Source organism: Winogradskyella thalassocola (genome assembly GCF_900099995.1).
In the GTDB taxonomy this organism is placed as follows: Bacteria; Bacteroidota; Bacteroidia; order Flavobacteriales; family Flavobacteriaceae; genus Winogradskyella; species Winogradskyella thalassocola.
This window is the reverse complement of the sequence record NZ_FNCZ01000001.1, coordinates 289,639-310,959: the sequence shown is the minus strand read 5'-3', so window position 1 is coordinate 310,959 and position 21,321 is coordinate 289,639. Positions and strand designations below refer to the sequence as shown.

Genomic DNA, 21,321 nt, shown 5'->3' with positions numbered 1-21,321 from the left:
ATGCTATAAAAACAAGTAAAAATACAAAATTCAATATTAAGATGCAATACGTTAAATGTTAAGTGTCAGTTAGTTTGCGTGTTGGAAAGGGGGTTGGAGCAGTGCAGAATTATTCAGAAAAGCTAGGTCTTTTGGGTAAAGGCCATAAAAAAAGGTCCAACCAAATTGATTGAACCTTTTTTATTTTGATATTAATTATCGTATCATTTTTGTTTTATCGCTTTTTTACTAATGACTTGTCCATTAGATAATGTGATCTTAGCAACATAAGCGGCCTGACTTAGTTTAGATAGGTTGTACACCTCGGTAGAATCATCGCCTTGTAAACTATAAACGCGTCTTCCGGTAATATCTATAATATCCACATGCTTTATAGTATGTGTCTGTCCGACTTTGATTTCAACATCACCATTTTGCAATTCTGTAAGCGTTACCTCATTAGAATTAATTAGGTTGTCGTCTATAGAGAGTAGTATGGTTGGTGTAAATACAATTTCGAAACGGTCGTTAAATTCGCCAATTTCTGAGGTAAAGGTATAATCTGAATTTTTAAGATTATGAAACGTGTTTAGTAGTTTGTCATTAATGTAAACAGCGTTTTCAGTCATAAAAGCACCTTCAAATTGTGAAATAGTAAACGTATATAGTGTTGCAACATCTATAGACGTATAAAAGCCTAATGGAACCACTTCATCTAGTGTTAAGCTATTTGAGTTTTTACCTTGAATCGCTAATTTTTTATCAGAATTAGGAATTAAAGTATATATCGCAGAATGTGAGGATGTCACTCCATTTTTAGGGGCGTCAAAATACATACCATCATAAGCATCTGTGGCATGATCGAGATAACCCACTAAAATTTGACTAAACACACCGTTATCTGATGTTAGGTTAAGCCATAGCTTATTTATAGAATTAGCGTCATTACTAGGTCTAAAAAATTGATTATTGTCCCCTGTAACACGCATGGCATTATTAAAAATTAGATTTGCCGTCTGTATGTCTTGAGTAGGAACAGGAGATGGTGATACGGTGGTTGAAGTTGCATTATTATCCATAGAAATAAAGAACCCTTGACCAGATGGAATAAACCTGTTTGGGATTGTAGAATCGCCTCCATTCTCTTGAGCTGCGGTTTGTCCGGTACCATTAATAATTGCATAATCTGTATCCGAAAAATTTAAACCATTATTGCCATTTGCAGTATTAGAAGGTGCGGTATTTTGAGACCATAAATAAATAGCTCCGCCCATAATAGGATTAGGTTCCAAAATTTCTTCATCTATAAGTCCCATATTGGTTGCTAAAAAGACATCTGCACTAATTGCTGAAGGGTAAGGGTTGCCGACAAAATTCCAATTGTTATCACCTAGTTCTTCGTCATTTCTGTATAAAGGAACCGTGATGACACCATTATTAAATAGACCAGAAAATGTATAACGTATTCTACATGTTGGCCCTGGGCATCCCGGCGTACTTGAAAATACAGTAGGGTTGTGTGTTGAAGCGTAACCTACACCAGGAGTTAAATATGTTGTTGAAATATTACCCCAATCATTACCATTATCATCAATATCATCTACACCTGCTCCAACTGTAGCTGTGCCATCATTAGCGGTCTCAAAGGTTGAATCTCTATAGTATTCCGCATTGTATTGATAGCGTCTGTTAGGATTAGAGAGCGCTAAACCATTGGCTGGAGTTTCTTGAAAAACAGGTGAACTCCAATAGGTGTATTCATACCAGTTATTTGAAGGAGCTGTTAGTTTGCTAACCTTAAGATTTGTTGGTATCGTGGCAGTAACAATTCCTGAATCATTAATTTGAACGAAAGATCCCTGAGGTTCAATCTCAATAGCTCCATTAGTTCCGTTAACTGTTACATCGTTTGTTACTTCAACAAAATCACCATCACCAATTGATAAGAGCACATTATTTATAATTAGACTACAAGCGCTGAAACTAATTTGATCACCTCCGGAGGCAGTATCATAATTAGCATTAAGGACAACGGTGCTATTTGTGCCAGGGAAAGAAGACCAGCTACCGTTCCAGGTCACCACGTTATAATTTGGTTGAATAGCATTAGATACATTTGTACAACTGCCTGCTTCGGTTACTTCGCAATAAAATTGATAGTTGGCTAAATCATTTAATGAATTAATGTCACCTTCCATTAATAAGTTATTTCCATCTTCGCCTAGAATGGTATATCCTGAAGGTAATGTACTTGTTACTGGAGTCCAAACATCATTTACACCATTGTTAAAATACCATTGGTATGTTAAGTCTCCAGTTGTATTGGAGTCACCTTCGGTGGCTGTAACTGAATAATCTAAAACAGTACAATCGCTAGCATCTAGTATTGTTGAAATATTTGGATTAGAGTAAGTTACCAATGGAGCAACACCTATATCATCACACTCTTCTGTGGTTAACAAATCCCAATCAGCAGCGTTATAAGTTGCCGTAGGTCCTGTTGCCGTACCTAATCTTCTTATTGTATATCCTGTTTGATTAGGGAATTCAACGGCATCAATATCTACTCCCCCTTTTGTTAATACGTTTCTATCCTCTGCATTGATTCCTCCTGCATTTATATTAATATCAAATGTATTAAAACATGTATTTGCACTTGAACCTAAACTTAAGGTGAAAACACTATAAGCAGGAACTGTACCTGTTAAATCAACATTTCCTGTAACAGCAGTTGTTGTTAAATCAGCGTATCTATCAATTTCGTAGTCTCCAGCATCCAAATCAATTGGAAAAGGAGTAGGGTTGTATAGTTCTACATACCAAACATTATTAGCGTCTGAATCATAAACTTCTGAAATAAATAGATCTGTAAAAGTTCCTGATGAACTGATACAAGTTCCACTAGTAGAAACTATAGTAAAAGTTCCAGTTTGAACTCTACAACCAGCTTCAGTAAGTCTAATCATATTTGTTGTAGCACCTGCTGGTACGTGTACAATTAATGTTGTTGCATCTACAAAATCTACTGTTGCATTTACAGCACCAAAACTAGCGGTTGTACTTGCTGTGAATCCTGTTCCTGTTACTGTGATTTCAGTATCTTCTGGGCCGCTTGTTGGTAACATGGAAGTAAATGTGTGTGTTGGTGTACAAGAAGCTATGACTTCTATGGTGTAATCTGCAATGGTTCCCCAACCAGGACTTGTACAGGGGTCTATACTCGCTTCAGAACCGCCTTCATCTTGGATAATACGCATTCTGTAATTTCCTAGTGTTTGACCAGAAGGCACGTTTATAGTGAAATTCTCAAAAAGATTAGAGCCGCTAAAAGAAAGCGTAGTTGTTCCAATTAACTCATCTGTATCATCAAAATCCCCATCATTATTCCAATCTATCCAAACACCACCTGCTCCACTATAAAAAGATCCACCGTCACATTCACCAAATTCAACTGTAAGTGTATAAGAATCTCCATCAAATAAATCGGCACTCATAGCTGTATTGTCTTGTACTGTATTTGTACAGGTATTTGGTGTTATGTTGTTTATAGCGTTGTTTTCACCAGTTAATACCACTCCTTCTATTTCTGAATCTCCAGATGACCAGCTTCCAGGGTCGCAATAGGCTAGATTAGGTGTGCAATTCACCGTTGCCCCTGAACTCCAGGAATTTCCATTTCTTGTGAACACTGTATAGTAATATTGTGTACCATTTGTTAAAGCTGTAATACTTGTTGATGTTCCTGTGCCTTTATAAACTACAAAACCATCATCATAACTAGAACCAGAACCATAGGTTGTATTGGCAGTATAAGAACTTCCATTTCCACTAGGAGATGTTGTTAAAGGACTTGTAGAAGTCACAACGATATAATCATCTAAACACCCTGTAGCCGCTGTCCAAGATACATCTACACCACCGTTTTCACAGTTTGCAGTTGCTAAACTTGCAACATTGTTTGGTGTTGCTTCGGTTATGGTGTGTGTGCCACTTGCATAAGCTGTCCCAGATTTGTTTCCTGTGGTAAAGGTTAGATTTCCTGTTGTAATAGCGTTTACTGTTATAGTTCTTCCATCTGTAGCACCACAAGGTAAATCTGTAGTAATAAAAATATAGCCTGTACTTCCGTTTGCTATGGTTTGTGAGGCACCAGTTACCGCATGTAAGCCTGAACCTAAACTTGTGGTTATGGTTTGTAATGTAGTATCACTGCCCGCATTAAAAGTCGAATTAGTAGAGTACCACACTTTAAAGTTTGTAATATCTGCATTTGTAGCAGATCCAGATGTTGTAAAATTAAATGCTGTTAATTCTGCTTCGTAAGTTGTGACTGACAAGTTGAACGCATAAATAACATTGTCATCCGTTCCGTCTGTAATATTGCTAGCAGCAACTGCAGGATTTGAAGAATTTAAAAGTATGGATGGTATTGCGGTACCATTTCCTTCTACATTAAAATTATATGTCGCTTCATTTGCGTCATTACTTAGTATTGTTATTGTTGATGTACTTGTGCCTGTCGTTGTTGGAGTAAATGTTACAATAAATGTTGTAGAAGCACCATCCGTAACTGTCGTCGGATTTGTATACGCAGACACTACAAAATCAGAGTTTGAACTTGTAATCGTTGTTAAATCTAAATCTGCTGTTCCTGTATTTTGAATAGTAAAGGTGTGTGCTTCTGAATTGCCAACTAGGACATCTCCAAAATCGGTGTCGTCTGTTGTGCTAATAGCTGTGTTACCATCTGCTATATTTGTTGTGTTTCCTTGGAGGTTTATTTCTGGGGATGGGATTGAACAGGCTGTAATATTTAAAGATAAATTATCAACGGTCCAAGTTGCAGCTTGGCCACCACCTGTGCCAGTTGCTGTATAATAGAAAGCAAAATAGACGTTAGAACCTGTAATTGCTAAAACATTTGCGTTAACAGAGCTAGTTCCGCTAGAAATAGTTACACCTGGAACTGAAGTCCAAGTCGCTGCATTGACATCTGTACTATTGTAATTACCATTAAAATTGGTTGAGTACATTATTTGTAATGCTGGTCCAGAATAGTCATCAGATAAATCAAAAGCTAAAGTTGCTACACTGTTAGATGACATATCTACTGAAGCTGATATTAAATAATCTTCTGCTGTTCCTGAACTTCCATAGCCATTTATTGAAGCTCTTCCACTGGATATTTCCCAGTCTTTACTTCCAGATATACTTACAGGGGTAAAAGTTCCAAAGTTTGAGAAAGTTTCATTAAAAGGGGTGCTTGACGTTTCATCATCATCACCAACACTTAAAGTAGTTTCGTTATCACTACCTGCGCTCGCACTAGAGCCACCACTTACACTTTGTAATTCAAAAGTATAATCTGTAGCATCTCCACAATTGGTATTATCTGCTAAATTGACTGTAACACATTGTTGCGTAGAACTATTAGCAGGGAATGTAATTCCTGTTGTTGCGTATGTAACATGTGGTGCGTTAGTTGAGGTTAAAACTACATTTGCTGTTGTTGGTGTAGCGCTTGGGTTTATTATATCTACACAAATACTTGCCGTGCCATCTCCTTCATTTGCTGTATAGGCTGTTGAAGCGAAATTTAGTTCTGTGTCTGTAGAGCCAACGCCAACTCCAGTTAATATTAAATCTTGCAATCGGATACCTCTACCAGAGGTTGCATCTACTGATAATCTTAAGACCGTATTTGCTGAAACTGTTGCAATGTTTATTGTTCTTGTTGTGAAGCTTGTTGTTGCATTAGGGGTTGTGTACGATTGTGTAAAGGTAGTACCTCCATCTGTTGAAACTTCTACTAAAAGACTTCGATGTGTTCCACTACCATAAGATCTAATATCCACTTCAAAAGTTGCACTGGTGTTGGCGCTTAAGTTATAAGATGCAGTTTCTATTATATCTCCGGGGTTACCTGGTTCTACAAGATAGTAATCCGATATGGATGTATTGTTGGGAGTGATGTTATTAGTGTCGGTCCAACCGGCAGGAAAGGCACCGCCACCGGCTACATTAAAAATTTCTTGCCCATAACCAGACAAGCTAAAACATAGGAATGCTATAAAAACGAGGGAGTAGTTTTTTATCATAGGGATATTAGGGATGTATAGATTCAATTAATTAAGACCAAAGATATATTAAATAGTCTGTAGGTCAGTGCCTTGAAAAGTAGGTATTTATTAACAAATTGTTAAGATTTCTTACAAGTTATCTATTAAATGCAAGAAAACGACGACAAAATGTCATTACAGTTAGAGCGATGGGTATATATTACTAGCTGTTTATACACTTATATGCGCCTTTTTTAATATGATTTAAACTGCTCTTTTTTCCTAATCTATTGTATTTTTGAAATGGATGGATAGCAATAAAACATACACGGTAAACGAAGCACAAAAAAAATTAGAACACTATTGTGCGTACCAAGAGCGTTGCCATAAAGAGGTACGGCAAAAGCTATGGGAAATGCGTATGATTCCTGAAGCTATTGATGTGATTATGGTGCATTTAATTCAGGAGAATTACCTTAACGAAGAACGTTTTGCTAAAGCGTTTGTTAGTGGGAAATTCAGGATTAAGAAATGGGGAAAAAACCGTTTGCTGCGCGAGTTGAAGTTTAGGGATATTTCTAAATACAGTATCGATTCGGCTCTAAAAGAAATAGACTTAGATGACTATTATAACACCTTAGACGATTTGGTGCAAAAACGTATTGCTCAAGTGAAAGAGCCTAATGTGTATAAGAAAAAGAAAAAGGTAGCTGATTATTTGTTGTATCGTGGTTGGGAATCGGCTTTGGTTTATGAGAAGTTGAATGCTTATTTTGGGTGATGGTTGGTGGTGTTGGTTGTTGGTTCTTGGTTGATGGTTGAGAGAAGAGGGCCAAGAATCAAAATTTAAGAATTAAGAAATAAGACTTGAAATTAGTATTGTAAATTATGACAGTCTTTGATTTAATAGCATTTAATTCCATAAAAAAAGCCTTTACACGTGAATGAAAAGGCTTAGTATTATGTTTGTTCGTTGCTAGAATTTAATCTATGTTTTTAATTCTAACAGCGCAGCGGTTTTTTATCTACAAGTTGAAAACAGCACCAATGTTTAAAGCAAATTGGTTATGTATGTCAATTGCATCTTTCTCATATTTAGCTAAAGGAAAGTTGGCTTCTGTATACACACCAAAACCTTCTGTAAAGAAATAACGTGCTCCAACATGGCCACCAAAGTTTTTAAGGCTAAGGTTTAAACCCGGATACAAATCAAAGTTTTCATCAATGTTAATAACGTTACCTAGGTTAGCGTTAAAACGTGCTTTGAAATCGAAACGATCTCCAAAATCTAGATCTTCGATACCACTAGCACCACCTAAAGCGTAAGAAGACGATACACCCACAGAGATGTTTTCTCCTAAACCGTGATCGAAACTTACATTAATTCCTGTAGCGTAATCTTGAATATTAGCTCCTACCTGAAATTTTTGATCTCCTTTACCTTCAAAGGCTTGGGCGTTACCAAAACTAAAAGCTAATAAAGCGACTACTAATACAATGTTTTTCATGTTTTTAATTTTAAAAATAGGGGTCAAATATACAAATAGTATTTTATTAATGTCAGAAAATTAAATATAACGGTTGGTATTGGTAATGGCCTTTTTGTTTTTCCAGTCAATCCATTTTTGCCTTTTAAGACGTCGCATGAGGTTATCATAATTTCGCATGATAAACACATTGTAAATAGCCTTGCTGAGGTTTTTAGGGTTTCGGGCAATCGCTCTTAAACTCATAGAAAACCCTGGAGTGATGTAACGCATGTAATGCCAATAGCCTTCGGGCATGTAGAGCACTTCGCCATGGTTTAAATCGCAGATCCAACCTTTTGCTTTTTTGAGGGCTGGCCATTTTTCAAAATCTGGATTAGAGAAATCAATATCTTCTCTTGTAATTAAGGCATGGGGCACTTTGTACAAATATTTGTTTTGGTTTTGGTCGAATAAGATGCACTGCTTTTTACCTTCAAAATGAAAATGAAAAATATTAGCGAAATCTATATCGTAATGCATAAAGGTGTACGAGTCGCGTCCGCCAAAGAATAGCATGGGTAGCTTTTTCATGAGACGCAATCCAAAATCAGGAAATTTAAAATCCTTTTGTAGTTGTGGAACTTCCTTTAAAATGTTCCATAAGAAAATGCGATATCGCGTGGGTTCGCGTTGCAGTAAATCTACATAATCGCTCATTTTCATTTTGGCATGCGCCTGGTTAAAACCATCTTTATAGTCTACAGGTCTGTCGTCGTAAAGCGGTACGGTTTTGTCGCCAGCAACTTTTTTAATGTAATCTAAATTCCATTTGGTATAGGCTGGCCAATCTTCTATAAAATGCTCTATCACCACAGGTTTTTGTGGTTTGAAGTAATTGTTTATAAAATCTTCCTTAGTGATGGTTTTAACACGCGGAATATCTTGAAGATTGAGTTTCAAATGTGAGCAAAGTTTAGGTTGCGAAGTTAAGAAAAGGTTAGTAAAATTTATGTATTCTGTTTTAGGTTTAATGAATGGGATGGTGGATGGTTCTCGATACGATTTTAAAAACTTCGTTTCGGTATCTTCTATCAAAATATATTTTGATTTCGATAACTCGAAAATCACTCGAACTGACAATGTTTTTTGAAACACCCCTAATGAGCTTCGCTCGGTAGCTTCAAAACAAAATATATTTTGTTTTTCACTAATCCTCAAGGGGACAATTTACGGATTAAGCTTTTAGGGTTTATTTGTAGGTTGTTTTTTGATTGGTTCTGGATATGATTTTTAAAACTTCGTTATGGTTTGTTATTCCTGCGTAGGCAGGAATCCACTTCATCATTCATTTTTTATTATTGAGATTTTGTGTTAACTAGGCTCGGACTCCCTAAAACTTAAATAGAGTTGAAGGTTTTATATCTCATAGATTCCTGCCTGCGCAGGAATGACAGTTGGTATTAAATTATAGCCATTTGGTGTCTCGCGATGTGGCATCTAAGACATCAATCTGTAGGGCTGTTGCAATTTGGTTGGCGATATCAAAAGCGGTATCCGTAGCATCGGTTTCATAGGCTTCAATTTTCTGATTGGTATTATAAAATAAATTGACTTTAACCACCGTTGTCGTTACGTTTGTGCTTGCTGTGGAGACCCAAACGCGTGTGGTCTGCGTGGTTTTAAACACAGAAACGTATTCTATTTCAGGAAAGTCTTTCCATTTCCCATAGGTAAGGCCAAATAGGTTAATAGTATTACGGTATTTTTTTGTTGTGAGGTCAATTTCGATACCATCGGTATAGAAAAAGAAGACTCCTGCTCCTAAGAAAAGCACACCAAAATAGGTGTCGATACTCAGAATTCCGATAAAAAAAAGACCAATACCATAAATAAACTTTAATTTAGGTATTGGTCTTTTGTAGCTAATTATAGTCAAGAAAAGATGATTTTGTTATTATAACTTATCTATAGTCGCGTCGTCTGCTGCGATTTCTTTTTTGTCTTTTCCTTTTAGATATTCTGGTAAATCCATACCAGCCATATTAAACATTTCTTGCAAAGGTGGTACTGATTTGTACATGCCAGATAAGAAATTAGCAGTTGACGATTTTCCGTCTTCTCCACTGCTACCATTATCCCAAACAGTTACTTTATCAATTTTAATATTCTTAATCGCTTCCGATTGAATTCTTACCAATTCTGGTAATTTATCTGCAATTAATAATAATACCGCATCTCTACTATTGTTACCAGCAGCTTTTACAATTTGCTCCATACCCGCAGCTTGCTTGGTTAAGATTTCAAATTGTCCTTGCGCTTCGGCCTGTGCTTTAAAAAGTATGGCATCTGCTTCACCTTTTGCACGTCTTCTAATACGTTCTGCTTCTGCTTCAGCATCAATTTCAACTTTACGTTTATCAATTTCAGCAGGGACAATAACATCTGCCATTTGAGACGAACGCTCACGTTCCGCTCTTGCTGTTTCGGCGATTTGCTCTGCAGCATAAGATTCCGTTAAGGCGTTTGCAGATTGTACTTTTTCAGACGCATTTGCCACACGTTCTGCTTCTGCTTCACGTTGACGACGTAACGAATCTGAATTTGCTACCGAGATTTTCGCTGCATTTTCACCTTCTACAGCTTGTGCGTTGGCTGCTGCTACTTGCGTTCTTTCATCTTGTACAGCGTTCGCTTCACCAATAGATCCATCTCTCGTTTTTTCTGCAACCGATTTACGTGCTGCGTTAATAGCATGTGCTGCAGCTTCTTTACCAAGTGCTTCAATATAGCCCGATTCATCGACGATATCTGTAATGTTTACGTTGATTAACTTTAAACCTACTTTCTTTAATTCCGTTTCAACAGATTCTGAAATATTCGTTAAGAACTTATCTCTATCGTTGTTGATTTCCTCAATGTCCATTGAAGCCACAACTAAACGTAATTGTCCGAAAATAATTTCTTGTGCTAAATCTTGAATTTCATTTTGACCCAATCCTAATAAACGCTCTGCTGCATTTTGCATAATACCTGGCTCTGTAGAGACACCAATGGTAAAACGCGATGGTACATTAACACGAATGTTTTGTTTAGATAAAGCGTTAACCAAATTTACTTCTATAGAAATTGGCGTTAATTCTAAGAATTCATAATCTTGAATGACCGGAATTATAAAAGCCGCTCCACCATGAATACATTTAGCCGATTGTCCGCCACCCACTTTTCCATAGACCACTAAAATTCTATCTGAAGGACAACGTTTGTAACGTTTAATTAAAATAATTAAGGTCAATACAATAAATAAGGCTACAAAAATGAGTAGCATGGGACCGCCTAGGCTTTCCACATTAAAATTTTCTTGAATGGTTAGTAATTTCATATTCATTTAGATTTGATTGGTTGGTTATAAAGCTTAATATTAGTGTGACTTAATTTTCGATAAATCGGTCTTTTCCTTCAGATAATTCTTCAGTATGTAATTTTGAAGGTTCAATCGGTTTTCGGGTTTGGTCAACGATGAGAATACCGTTAGAGGTCACATCGACGACTTTTATGATTGTCCCGGTTTTTAGGGGCGTTAATGAGTCGGTAAGTGCATCGAGTTCTCGCATTGTGCCTTGCACACTTACATTTACTTTGCCCATTTTTGAGCGGTCTGCTCCAATAGGTAAATAGACTTCACCAATAGCATCGAGTGCATTTTTGTAATTTAAAGTACCACTATCCGACAGTTTGCTAATAAAGTAAAATAGGGCCGCCATAATTACCATCATCAACAAGCCACAAATTACAGATATAATTATGGTCAGTGCTGAAGACAAGCCAGCATCTATACACGCAATACCACTCCAACCAAAAATGGTAAAGAAGCCTACGAGGTTTTTAAAGGATATAAATTGGAATCCGGCTTCAATATCTCCATCAATATCATCAGCTTCTCCGCCTGCAAAAGCCATCACCATGACTACAGAAAAAATAAGAGAACCAATAATAGCAACTAACCAATAGAGTTGGGGTAGAAATTCTAGATTTGAAAACCATTCTGCCATAAGATGCTGTTTAAATTTGAGTTACTAAATATACGACCATTGTAAGACTTTGCAATCTTTTTTTGAAAGTAAGTCGGACCAAATTTAACCAGCAGACGGACGTTTGAAGTCTCAGTTTTTTGCCGCATTTGAATTATACTCATTCAAGCTTAGAATACTGATTGTATTGTGATGGTTATTGAAGTACGGTCGTTTTTATACTATTTGGAGCCTCAAAGAAGTTTTGAGATTTGGACCACTTTCAAGATATAGGTAGTGGATGGAGGCATTTTGTTACAAAAAATTTGGGGAATATTTTTTAATTACACCTCAACGCCTCTAGTGAGCTGCGCTTTGTAGCTTTAATAAACGTTATACACCCCTAATGAGCTGCGCTAGGTAGCTTCAAAACAAAATATATTTTGTTTCTCACTAATCCTCAAGGGGACAATCTACAGATTAGACATTTTAGTTTAGATGAAAATTAGTGCTAATGATCTATTTTGTTTCTTGCTAATACTGAAGGGGGCAACCCTACAAATAGCTTTGGTTTTTTTGATTATGATTTGGTTTTTATTGGTGTCCCGCAGATTCTTTAAGATTTTCGCAGATTTTGATTGATGGTTATTTTTATACCTAAAAGGTCAAAAAAAAGACCTTGCAGGATCGTTGCGATAAGCATTTAGTTTCAATTTACGAGATTCCTTTTTTCAAAGGAATTTGTAGCGCAGACCAAATAAGACATTGCTTGGTGGCATTGGTGTAAAGCCCGATTCTATATAGTCGGCATCAAAAATATTGCTTGCCGTTACCGATAATTCTACTTGTTTTAATTGTAGCATAATTGATGCATCCCAAACGTTATAGGTTTGTCCTGTGGTGCGTTCGGCATATTTGTAAACGATACTTTGACTGACGTTTTTAAATAATTGGGTGCTTAATCTCGTGGTGTAATGGTGTTTTAAGGTATTTAAGGCATAACGCGATAGTTCTTCGTTTTGCTCTAAAATATCATCTTCTAAATAGGCATAACCAAAAGCTAAGGTTTGGTTGAAGCTATTCATTTCAAAATTATAAGCGACATCAATTTCTAAACCTTTGGTGTTGACTTCTGCAATGTTGGTTGCTGTAAAGATTTCTTCAACGGTGTTTGGTCTTACAAAATCAATCAGGTTTTTAGCATCGCGATTAAAAACAGATAGGCTTGCTCTAATCCTTGGTGAATGATATTTAATTCCAATTTCTTGAGCGAAGGCTTCTTCAGGTTCTAAATTTTCGTTGCCGTTGGTTCTTGGATCTGTGTAATACAAATCGGTATAGGTCGGAATTCTATAGGTGAATCCAATATTTCCATAGGCTTTAAGGTTATTGGTAATATCAAAACCGATATCTAATCCTGGGAACCCATTAAATTTAAAATCTGAAAAATAGGTTACGGCAACACCAGGTGTAATATCTAAACGGTTATCAATAAACTGAAAACGGTGTTCTAAAAATAAGGTCGTCATAAAACGGTTACGATTCCCTAAGTTGTTACTTTTTAAATAGGTTTTAGAGAGGTCTATCCCAAAGCCTGTAACTCCTAATTTAGAGGTGTATGCCGCGTTGGCTTCAGCTCCAATTTTGTTAGAGAGGTGGAAATTTCTGAAGAATTCAGGTTCAAAACGTTTTAGAAGGAACATATCTTGGTTACGTTTCCAGTAGATACGTGGTTGAATTTTGAATCTTTTAGATTGAAATTTCGTGGTGAATGCGATTAGACTGTTTTGAGTTTCTTCGTATTCGCTGAACGTAGGATTGGTGGTGTAAAAGTTTTCGGCACCAAACTTACGTTCAGAAAATGTGGCAATCATTTCAATAGCTTGGGCATTTTTATTGAAGACACTTTTTAGGAAATAATTAGAATTGTCGTAATCTGAATTGTTTCGGTAGCCTTCAGACGTCATTTTCCCTACATGAAGGATGTGTGTTGAGTTTTTTAATTCAGAACCAACAGTTACCGAACCATTAAGTTGACCAAAGGAACCGGTTTCAAGATTTGCAGACACGGCATTGTCTAAACTCGATTTCGTCACAATATTAATAGCTCCTGTAAATGCATTTTGTCCAAATACACGGGCTGCAGGACCTTTTATGACTTCGATACGTTGAATGACTTCCAATGGTAAAGCAGCATTTAAGGTATGGTGCCCTGTTTGCGCATCGTCCATTTTAATACCATCAATTAATAACAATGTCTGATCAAATCCACCACCTCTAATAAATAAATCAGCTTGACTTCCTCCTGTGCCACGACGTCTAATATCGACTCCAGCAATTTGCTGTAATACATCTGAAATGGTCACCGCCGCACTACTTTTAATATCTGCTGAGGTGATAATGTTAATGGTTCTGGAATTTTCTCTGAAGGGTAAATCAATTCGCGTTGAGGTAATTATGACCTCTTTTAAAGAATCTGTTTTAATGATGGGCTCTGCTTCTTGAGCGTTTAGTTTAAAAAACGCGATTACTATGAATGTAAAAAGTAAGACTGTATTTTTCATCTGTTTGAGTTTTGCAATTGTTGTTATTGCATCATTTAATTTTAACGCTGCAAAAGTCGTAACTTTCCGGACGATTAAAGTAGTCCAGTTTTAAAACAATGAATAGTCCGGTTAATAAAATACTAAAACAGCTTATCACATTTGATAAAACTATTGTGCAACCTGTGTATGTTCAAGTGGCGCAACAAATCGTCAATGCGATACAACGTGGCTATTTAGAAAAAGGCAGTAAATTGCCAGGCACTCGCGTTTTTAGTCAGTTGTTGAACCTTCATCGGAATACGGCTGTTGCTATTTATGAAGAATTAGCTTCGCAAGGTTGGGTAGATATTATAGCTAATAGAGGAACTTTTGTTTTAGTACCCGAAGAATCTACGGCAAAAATAAAAGCCACAACCCAGCACTTGCAACAAGCGTATTCGTATCCTAAAGTTGCTGGTTTTCCGTTTCAAAAATCGTTTCATTTAGCATCCACAGTACAAGAAACGACTGCTAAATATTCTATAAATGATGGTAAGCCCGATTTGCGTTTGCATCCTGTGCACCAATTTTCGAGATGGTATAGTGCAGCCATGAAACGGAAACCCTTAGTTAATAAATGGAACAGCACAACCGCTTTAAGACCTTCGGTTTTTAGTACACAACTCTGTAATTATTTGAATGCCACACGAGGATTTCATATTAATCCTCATCATTTAATAAATACGCGTAGCACAGAAATGAGCCTTTATGTGGTGTCGCAACTGCTTATAAAACAAGATGATTTGGTGTTGGTTGGGCAGTTAAGTAATTATGCTGCTAATATGATTTTTCAGGAAGCTGGTGCCACTATGCGGACCATTCCGGTTGATGATGAAGGTTTGGATGTGGATTATATAAAAACCCATTTTGTAAAGAAAAGTATTCGCTGTGTGTATATCTGTGCCCATAGAGATTATCCGACAACGGTAACGTTAAGTGCTAAACGTCGTTTGCAATTATTGCAACTCGCCAAAGCTTACGGATTTGCTATTATCGAAGACGATTACGATTATGATTTTCAATTTGAAGGTTCTGCTATGTTACCTATGGCAAGTGCAGATGCTGATGGGATGGTTATATATCTAGGGAAATTAGGACAGTCGTTATTTCCAAGCTTTCATACAGGGTTTGTAGTGGCACCTGAAAATCTCATTTCTGAAGCCAAAAACTATTTACAATTATTAGATAAGCAAGGAGATTTAATACAAGAGCAAATGTTATCTGAGCTTATTTCGGAAGGTGAAATCTATCGCCTTAAGAAGAAAAATATTATCACTTACAAACAGCGACGTGATTGTTTATGTCAATATTTAAACTATTATTTTGAAGGTGCTATTACTTGGGATATACCCTTAGGTGGTTTGGCGCTATGGTTGCAATTTGTGAATACCATTTCCTTGGTGAAACTGGCTGAAGAAGCTGAGAAGCTAGATTTGTTTCTCCCAAAAACGATTTTATATCAAGATAAAACGACCTGTGCTATTCGTTTTGGTTTTGGCCATTTAAATGAGGACGAATTAGAAATCGTGATTAAAAAACTGAAACGTGCTTATGTTAACGTCCTTAATTTTTAATAGGGAATTCCGTCTTACAATCTTCACATTTGTATTGGTAACGCGCGCTAAAGGGTAGTGTTCCGGTAATAAAAGCAATAAGAAAAGAGACTAAGGATTTAAAATTGGTAATGGTAGAATAAAGCTCAATACGGTGTTTTCCGCAGTTGGGACAGACAATAGCTTCGCCATCATCATTTAGAGAATATGCTTTAATGGAATTTAAAATATCTTTTGCTTTGGCTTCGTCCGCAGCTAATACTTTTAATTTTATACCGCCAATAGCATTACTTACTAAGGGATCTGTATCAATAGTGATATTGTCTTTTAGGAATACTTTGATGCCATCAGACTCTAGTCTGCCTTTTATGATTTCGGCTTCTGTTGAATATTGAAATTTGGCTATGGTAACGAAGGTGTCTTGCATGTTGTAAATATAACTAGACCTTTCAGGTTTTCAAAACCTGACAGGTTTCTAGGGAGTTAATCAATTTTACCAGATGCTATTTTGGCTTTCCATTCGTCTTTATCAATCCATTTAAAATTGTTTGGTTCGGTAGCATCTAGTAAATCGATGTTTAATTGTTCCGAAAGTTCATAACCGATAAGAAATGCTTCTTTGTAATTGTCTTCTTCATACAGTTCAAAATGTTTGTTGTTGTCGTACCACAGATTCACTTCAAATATGTAATCTCCACCTACTGTGGGCTGATGAAAAACCGAGACATATTGGTAATTTTTAATGGTTTGCCAGGATCCAAATTTTATAGGACCTATGTTGTAGGTTGGTCTAAACCTTGAGTTTACGATATCAATATGAATGCTTTTTGTTAAGGTAAAGCCGATCCCAAAAGATATTAAGATAATACAAGGTTCGAGTCGGTGTAAAAACAGTATAAAACCTTCTTCTGATAATTGTATGCCATATAAAGCAAATAAGAGGATAAAGGTTGCTGCAGTAAAGAATAGGGCAGCAATGGGAATTTGCCAAATAGGTCTTGGACTTTCTGAAATGATGCTATTGGATATCATGTTTCAAATATAGGAAAAAGACCTGCTAGGTTTTTAAAACCTGCTAGGTCTTGGGAAAATTATCATTTTTAATAAATAATTATCGTTTATCAATAATTTTTATATATTTGTTATCGTAAAACGATAATTATGAATTCAGCAAAGACACTTTATGCAATACTAAATGTTATTATTTTCCTTTTACTCATTGGTATTGGTTTGGGAATTTTTGTTTTAGCAATGGTTCTATTTGGTATAGATCAGGATTTGATTGGTTTAAAACACGATGCATTGGTTTTTAAAACGGAGAGAATGCTATATGTTTTTACCTTTTTAGAGCTTGGGGTTTATGCTGCTTTTGTTGTTGCACTTTGGAGATTAAGAATGGCGACAAAATTATTATTGAAAAATCATTTTCATAACGCCAAACTTATAATGGAAATGTTCTTCTCGGGACAACTAATGGTGCTGTCTTCAGTAGCTTTATGGTTGGTTGATGAGATTGGCAATATGTTTTATAAACGGCAAGTTGTACTTGGGTTAAGTGAAAAAACATTAGTCTATTTATTGATAATTGCGATGGGCTTATTTTTAATGCTAATGAGTACAGTGCTTAGAGATACTAAGATTATAAAAGAAGAAAACGATTTAACGATTTAATTATGACTAAAAACACACTTTTAAATACGGCTATTTGGGTGACGAGGCTGTTAAAAATCATATTAATAATTGTTGCCATAAGTTTAACAGGCTTATTTGTATATGCTCAAATTGATAAAGATAGGTTTGCAGAAGAAGAGATTGTGTTAAAGGCTAATCCAGGTTATGTTGGTGTTTCAACTATAATCTCGGATGTTTGGAAGGATGATACTGAGGATGCCAAATATGATTCAAAACCTTATACTTTTGGAAAACTAAAAACAGTATCCTTGTATATCAATTTATTTTAAAGTCATTATTGTTGCCGTGTTACTATTTTTAATCCTTAGGGCTTTCGAAACCATTATGTTATCTGTAAAAACATTACATACATTTAGTAGTCGTAATGCAAAACTGTTTAGGAAGATTGGAATCTATATTATTGTGGTTACAATTCTGATAAGTTATACGGTACTTCGATTTGAAAGTGGAAGTCAAACTATTGCACATTTATCATTGACTCCTGTAATTTATATGCTTTTGGCCTTTGTAATGGCAGAGATTTTTAAAGAAGGTGAAAATTTGAGAGCAGAAAACGATCTAACTATATAAGCATGTCCATAATAGTTAACCTAGACATCATACTAGCCAAACGTGGCATGAAGAGCAACGAACTTGCAGAACTCGTAGGGATTACAACCGCAAACCTGTCCATTTTAAAAACAGGAAAAGCAAAAGCCATTCGATTTTCAACTTTGGAAGCCATTTGTAAAGCTTTGGACTGTCAGCCTAGTGATATATTAGAATACGTAGAAGATTAAAAGGTTTTAAAAATTAGTATCTTGGGTGTCTAAAAAATTGAATAGATGCGAAGCCTAATTTTATTACTGTCTTTTTTATGTTTAGTGAATTGCAAGGAAGACAAAACTTCTGAAACAGAATTAACAACTACAGGAAGTTCAAACTATACCATTTCATTTGAAAATGCAGCGCATCATGAAGCTGAAATTACGGCCACTTTTAAAGGTTTAAAAACTGGTGAAGCCGAATTTAGAATGTCTAGAAGCTCACCAGGACGTTACGCTATTCACGAATTTGCTAAGAATGTTTATAACGTAAAAGTTACAGATGGGAAGGGTAATGTTTTAGAAACAACACGTCCCGATCCGTATTCTTGGGGCGTGAACAATCACGATGGCACTATCATAGTCAATTACACCTTATACGCCAATCATGGAGATGGCACCTACGCACAAGTTGATGAAACGCATGCGCATCTTAATATGCCAGCGACGTTTATGTATGCTCCGAGTTTGGAAAACGACACCTTCAACATTGAATTTAAACCTCGCAAAGACTTAAACTGGAAAATTGCAACGCAGTTAAAGCTCGTAGAAGGCAACACTTATTCCGCTGACAACTTACAGTATTTTATGGATAGTCCAACGGAAATTAGCGACCATATGTTACGTTCGTTTGAGGTAGATGGTCAAAAGATCAATTTTGCATTACATCATAATGGAACCGCAGCAGAGTTTGATGACTATTTTGAAAAGGTCAAAAAAACAATCTTACAGCAAAAAGCCGTTTTTGGCGAATTACCAACTTTCGATTACGGAGAATACACGTTTTTAGGTTGTTATATTCCTAATGCTACAGGAGATGGTATGGAGCATCGAAACTCTACCATTGTCACCAGCACACGAAGTTTAGCTGATGGAGCAGATCGAAATATTGGGACGGTGTCTCATGAGTTTTTTCATTGCTGGAATGTTGAACGTATACGACCACAAAGTTTAGAGCCTTTTAATTTTGAAGCAGCCAACATGAGTGGCGAGCTTTGGTTTGCTGAAGGGTTTACCAGTTACTATGACGATTTAACCTTAACCAGAGCCGGACTTATCACACGAGAGGATTATATAAAAGGGCTGACAGGAACGTTTAACTACGTTTGGAATTCACCAGGACGACAGTTTTTTAATCCTATTGAGATGAGCTACCAAGCTCCGTTTGTAGATGCGGCACGTTCTGTAGATGATATCAATCGTGGCAATACTTTTATTTCCTATTATTCGTATGGCAGTATGCTAGGTTTGGCTTTAGATTTATCGCTTAGAGCCGAAAATTTGAATCTAGACGATTATATGACATTGGTTTGGAAGACCTACGGCAAGACAGAAACCTATTATACCATTGCTGATTTACAGCAAACTTTAAAGGCTTATGCTGGTGCTGAATTTGGTGATGCTTTTTTTAATAATTATATCTACAAAAGCGGCATGCCAGATTTTGAAACCTTGTTTGAAACCGTTGGTGTTCAGTTAAAACAAAACATAGAGCAGCCTGCTTTTGGATTGCGTTTAAAAAACCAAGTGATAACGAGTAATACAATGGTCGGTTCTGGAGCTTATACCGCAGGACTCGAAAAAGGAGATAAATTACTTAAAATTGATGGTGTTGAGATCAATGAAACTTCAGACTTAAATAAAATTTTAGGTACAGTAAAACCGAATCAAACCGTCAATGTGGTTTATGAGCGCTTCGGAAAACAGCGCACTGTAAAGCTAACTTTAGATGCCGATACATCTTATGCTATTTCAAGTTTGAATGATTTATCTGAAGTTGCTAAAGCAAATCGTGATGCTTGGTTGGGTGCTAAGTGAAATTAGTGACGTCGATTAGCCAATAGCGGAGGAGGTTCACCATTAAAAGGATTAAAACGACTAATGGTTTTGGCGTCCATACCAGCAGCGCTCATTACAGCTCTGTCTCCATAACGTTCGCGCATTTTATCCATGGCTTTGCTGAGGTTGAGGTGCATTTCGTTGTCTTCAAACAGATTTATTTGATGGCCTCCTTCTACCAAATGACTAAACTTTACGCCAATTAACCGTACTAAAAGTCTACGATGGTATAGTTTTTTGAACAAATCTAATACCACAGGAATAAGCATATGATCCATGGCGCTATAGGGAATGCGTTGTTGTTGCGTGTACGTTTGAAAATCTGAATACCGAATTTTAAATGTGACGCAAGCCGTTAATTTATGACCACGACGTAATTGGTAGGCTAAATTCTCTGCCATCGCAACGACCATACTTTTAAGTTTGTCAACATCTGTAGTATCTTGATTAAACGTACGCTCTGTAGAAATAGATTTACGCTCATGGTATTGTACCACAGGAGAGTTGTCTATGCCATTGGCTTTTTTCCAAATCACAAGTCCATTTTTACCCAATACTTTATGCATGAGTTCCATGGGCATTTCTTGTATGGTATGAATGCGTTTTACACCCAAATCACACAAAGCTTTGTAAGTGACATTACCAACCATAGGAATCTTTTTAACCGAAAGAGGAGCTAAAAATGGTTTTTCGTTACCAGAAAGAATACGAATCTCGTTATTGGGTTTGGCTTCTCCTGTGGCAATCTTAGACACTGTTTTGTTAAGCGATAAGCCAAAGGAAATCGGTAAGCCGGTTTCTTTGATGATTTTCTGACGTAGTTCTGAAGCGAGTTTGTGGCAACCAAAAAATTTATCCATTCCGGTGAGATCGATGTAAAATTCATCTATTGATGTTTTTTCATAAAGCGGTACGCTTTCTTTAATCACATCGGTAACAGCGTTTGAAAATTTGGTGTATACACCAGAGTTTCCTCTTAATACAATAGCTTCAGGACACAATTGTTTTGCCATACGCATTGGCATCGCAGAATGGATACCGAATTTTCGAGCTTCGTAACTGCAAGATGCTACAACACCTCTGTCGCTTGTGCCACCAATAAGAATTGGTTTTCCGTTAAGGCTACTATCGGTATGTCTTTCGCAAGACACAAAAAAGGTGTCGAGATCCATGTGTACAATGCTGCGGTTTTTGTTCATTTTTAATTTGGGTTTTCTTTCCTGTGAGATTTAAAAACACCCCTAAAGTCCCCTCAAGGGGACAATTAATAAAAAAATCTTTTAGATTTTTTTATTCGCAACAGTGAGACTGTCCCCTTGAGGGGACTTTAGGGGT

17 protein-coding genes are annotated in these 21,321 nt (G+C 36.5%); 7 read left to right on the top strand and 10 right to left on the bottom strand.

Translation table 11 applies throughout. The features are described 5' to 3' along the window. Positions 1–203 precede the first annotated feature (203 nt). Positions 204–6,077 (bottom strand): choice-of-anchor D domain-containing protein, encoded by a 5,874-nt coding sequence (locus BLT80_RS01285; RefSeq protein ID WP_092465779.1) that lies wholly within the window; start codon positions 6,075–6,077, stop codon positions 204–206. A gap of 268 nt (positions 6,078–6,345) precedes the next feature. Between BLT80_RS01285 and BLT80_RS01280 the strand changes: the two genes are divergently transcribed. Continuing rightward, positions 6,346–6,819 (top strand): regulatory protein RecX, encoded by a 474-nt coding sequence (locus BLT80_RS01280; protein ID WP_092465778.1) that lies wholly within the window; start codon positions 6,346–6,348, stop codon positions 6,817–6,819. Positions 6,820–7,063: 244 nt separating this feature from the next. Here the strand turns inward: BLT80_RS01280 and BLT80_RS01275 are convergent, their stop codons facing one another. The 6 genes from BLT80_RS01275 to BLT80_RS01250 all read right to left on the bottom strand — a co-directional run bounded on the left by BLT80_RS01275 (position 7,064) and on the right by BLT80_RS01250 (position 14,078). Continuing rightward, complete coding sequence (locus tag BLT80_RS01275) at positions 7,064–7,546, bottom strand: DUF6646 family protein (RefSeq protein ID WP_092465777.1); 483 nt, start codon at positions 7,544–7,546, stop codon at positions 7,064–7,066. Between the two features lie 60 nt (positions 7,547–7,606). Then, a complete protein-coding gene (locus BLT80_RS01270) occupies positions 7,607–8,467 on the bottom strand; it encodes a cupin-like domain-containing protein (protein WP_092466849.1) in 861 nt (286 codons plus the stop codon). 505 nt (positions 8,468–8,972) lie between these two features. Continuing rightward, positions 8,973–9,443, bottom strand: a complete 471-nt coding sequence (locus BLT80_RS01265; protein WP_092465776.1) for a hypothetical protein — start codon at positions 9,441–9,443, stop codon at positions 8,973–8,975. 18 nt (positions 9,444–9,461) lie between these two features. Then, entirely contained in the window at positions 9,462–10,886 is a 1,425-nt protein-coding gene (locus tag BLT80_RS01260) for a flotillin family protein (protein WP_175455522.1), read from the bottom strand. A 49-nt stretch (positions 10,887–10,935) separates the two neighbouring features. Beyond that, positions 10,936–11,556 carry a hypothetical protein gene (locus BLT80_RS01255; RefSeq protein ID WP_092465775.1) on the bottom strand — a complete coding sequence of 207 codons (621 nt, stop codon included), beginning with the start codon at positions 11,554–11,556 and terminating at the stop codon, positions 10,936–10,938. Between the two features lie 689 nt (positions 11,557–12,245). After that, a complete protein-coding gene (locus BLT80_RS01250) occupies positions 12,246–14,078 on the bottom strand; it encodes a TonB-dependent receptor plug domain-containing protein (protein WP_092465774.1) in 1,833 nt (610 codons plus the stop codon). 98 nt (positions 14,079–14,176) lie between these two features. On the opposite strand from BLT80_RS01250, the gene BLT80_RS01245 reads away from it, so the two are divergent. Continuing rightward, positions 14,177–15,673 (top strand): aminotransferase-like domain-containing protein, encoded by a 1,497-nt coding sequence (locus tag BLT80_RS01245; protein WP_092465773.1) that lies wholly within the window; start codon positions 14,177–14,179, stop codon positions 15,671–15,673. Here the strand turns inward: BLT80_RS01245 and BLT80_RS01240 are convergent. Both BLT80_RS01240 and BLT80_RS01235 read right to left on the bottom strand, forming a co-directional pair. Further along, positions 15,663–16,079, bottom strand: a complete 417-nt coding sequence (locus BLT80_RS01240; RefSeq protein WP_092465772.1) for a putative signal transducing protein — start codon at positions 16,077–16,079, stop codon at positions 15,663–15,665. The two genes, BLT80_RS01245 and BLT80_RS01240, sit on opposite strands and share 11 nt — an antisense overlap. 56 nt (positions 16,080–16,135) lie before the next feature. Then, entirely contained in the window at positions 16,136–16,684 is a 549-nt protein-coding gene (locus BLT80_RS01235) for a hypothetical protein (protein WP_092465771.1), read from the bottom strand. Between the two features lie 129 nt (positions 16,685–16,813). Here BLT80_RS01235 and BLT80_RS01230 point away from each other — a divergent pair, with 129 nt between their 5' ends. The 5 genes from BLT80_RS01230 to BLT80_RS01210 are packed head-to-tail and all read left to right on the top strand — an operon-like array spanning position 16,814 to position 19,965. Continuing rightward, positions 16,814–17,323 carry a hypothetical protein gene (locus BLT80_RS01230; protein WP_092465770.1) on the top strand — a complete coding sequence of 170 codons (510 nt, stop codon included), beginning with the start codon at positions 16,814–16,816 and terminating at the stop codon, positions 17,321–17,323. A gap of 2 nt (positions 17,324–17,325) precedes the next feature. Further along, complete coding sequence (locus BLT80_RS01225; protein WP_092465769.1) at positions 17,326–17,613, top strand: hypothetical protein; 288 nt, start codon at positions 17,326–17,328, stop codon at positions 17,611–17,613. Further along, on the top strand, positions 17,597–17,914 hold the full coding sequence (locus BLT80_RS01220; RefSeq protein WP_092465768.1) for a DUF2975 domain-containing protein: 318 nt from the start codon (positions 17,597–17,599) through the stop codon (positions 17,912–17,914). Before BLT80_RS01225 ends, BLT80_RS01220 begins: the two co-directional genes overlap by 17 nt. Before the next feature lie 2 nt (positions 17,915–17,916). Beyond that, entirely contained in the window at positions 17,917–18,123 is a 207-nt protein-coding gene (locus BLT80_RS01215; protein WP_092465767.1) for a helix-turn-helix domain-containing protein, read from the top strand. A gap of 45 nt (positions 18,124–18,168) precedes the next feature. Beyond that, positions 18,169–19,965 carry a M61 family metallopeptidase gene (locus BLT80_RS01210; RefSeq protein WP_092465766.1) on the top strand — a complete coding sequence of 599 codons (1,797 nt, stop codon included), beginning with the start codon at positions 18,169–18,171 and terminating at the stop codon, positions 19,963–19,965. 2 nt (positions 19,966–19,967) lie between these two features. Here BLT80_RS01210 and dinB read toward each other — a convergent pair whose 3' ends face one another. Continuing rightward, on the bottom strand, positions 19,968–21,185 hold the full coding sequence (gene dinB, locus BLT80_RS01205) for a DNA polymerase IV (protein WP_092465765.1): 1,218 nt from the start codon (positions 21,183–21,185) through the stop codon (positions 19,968–19,970). Positions 21,186–21,321: the final 136 nt, after the last annotated feature.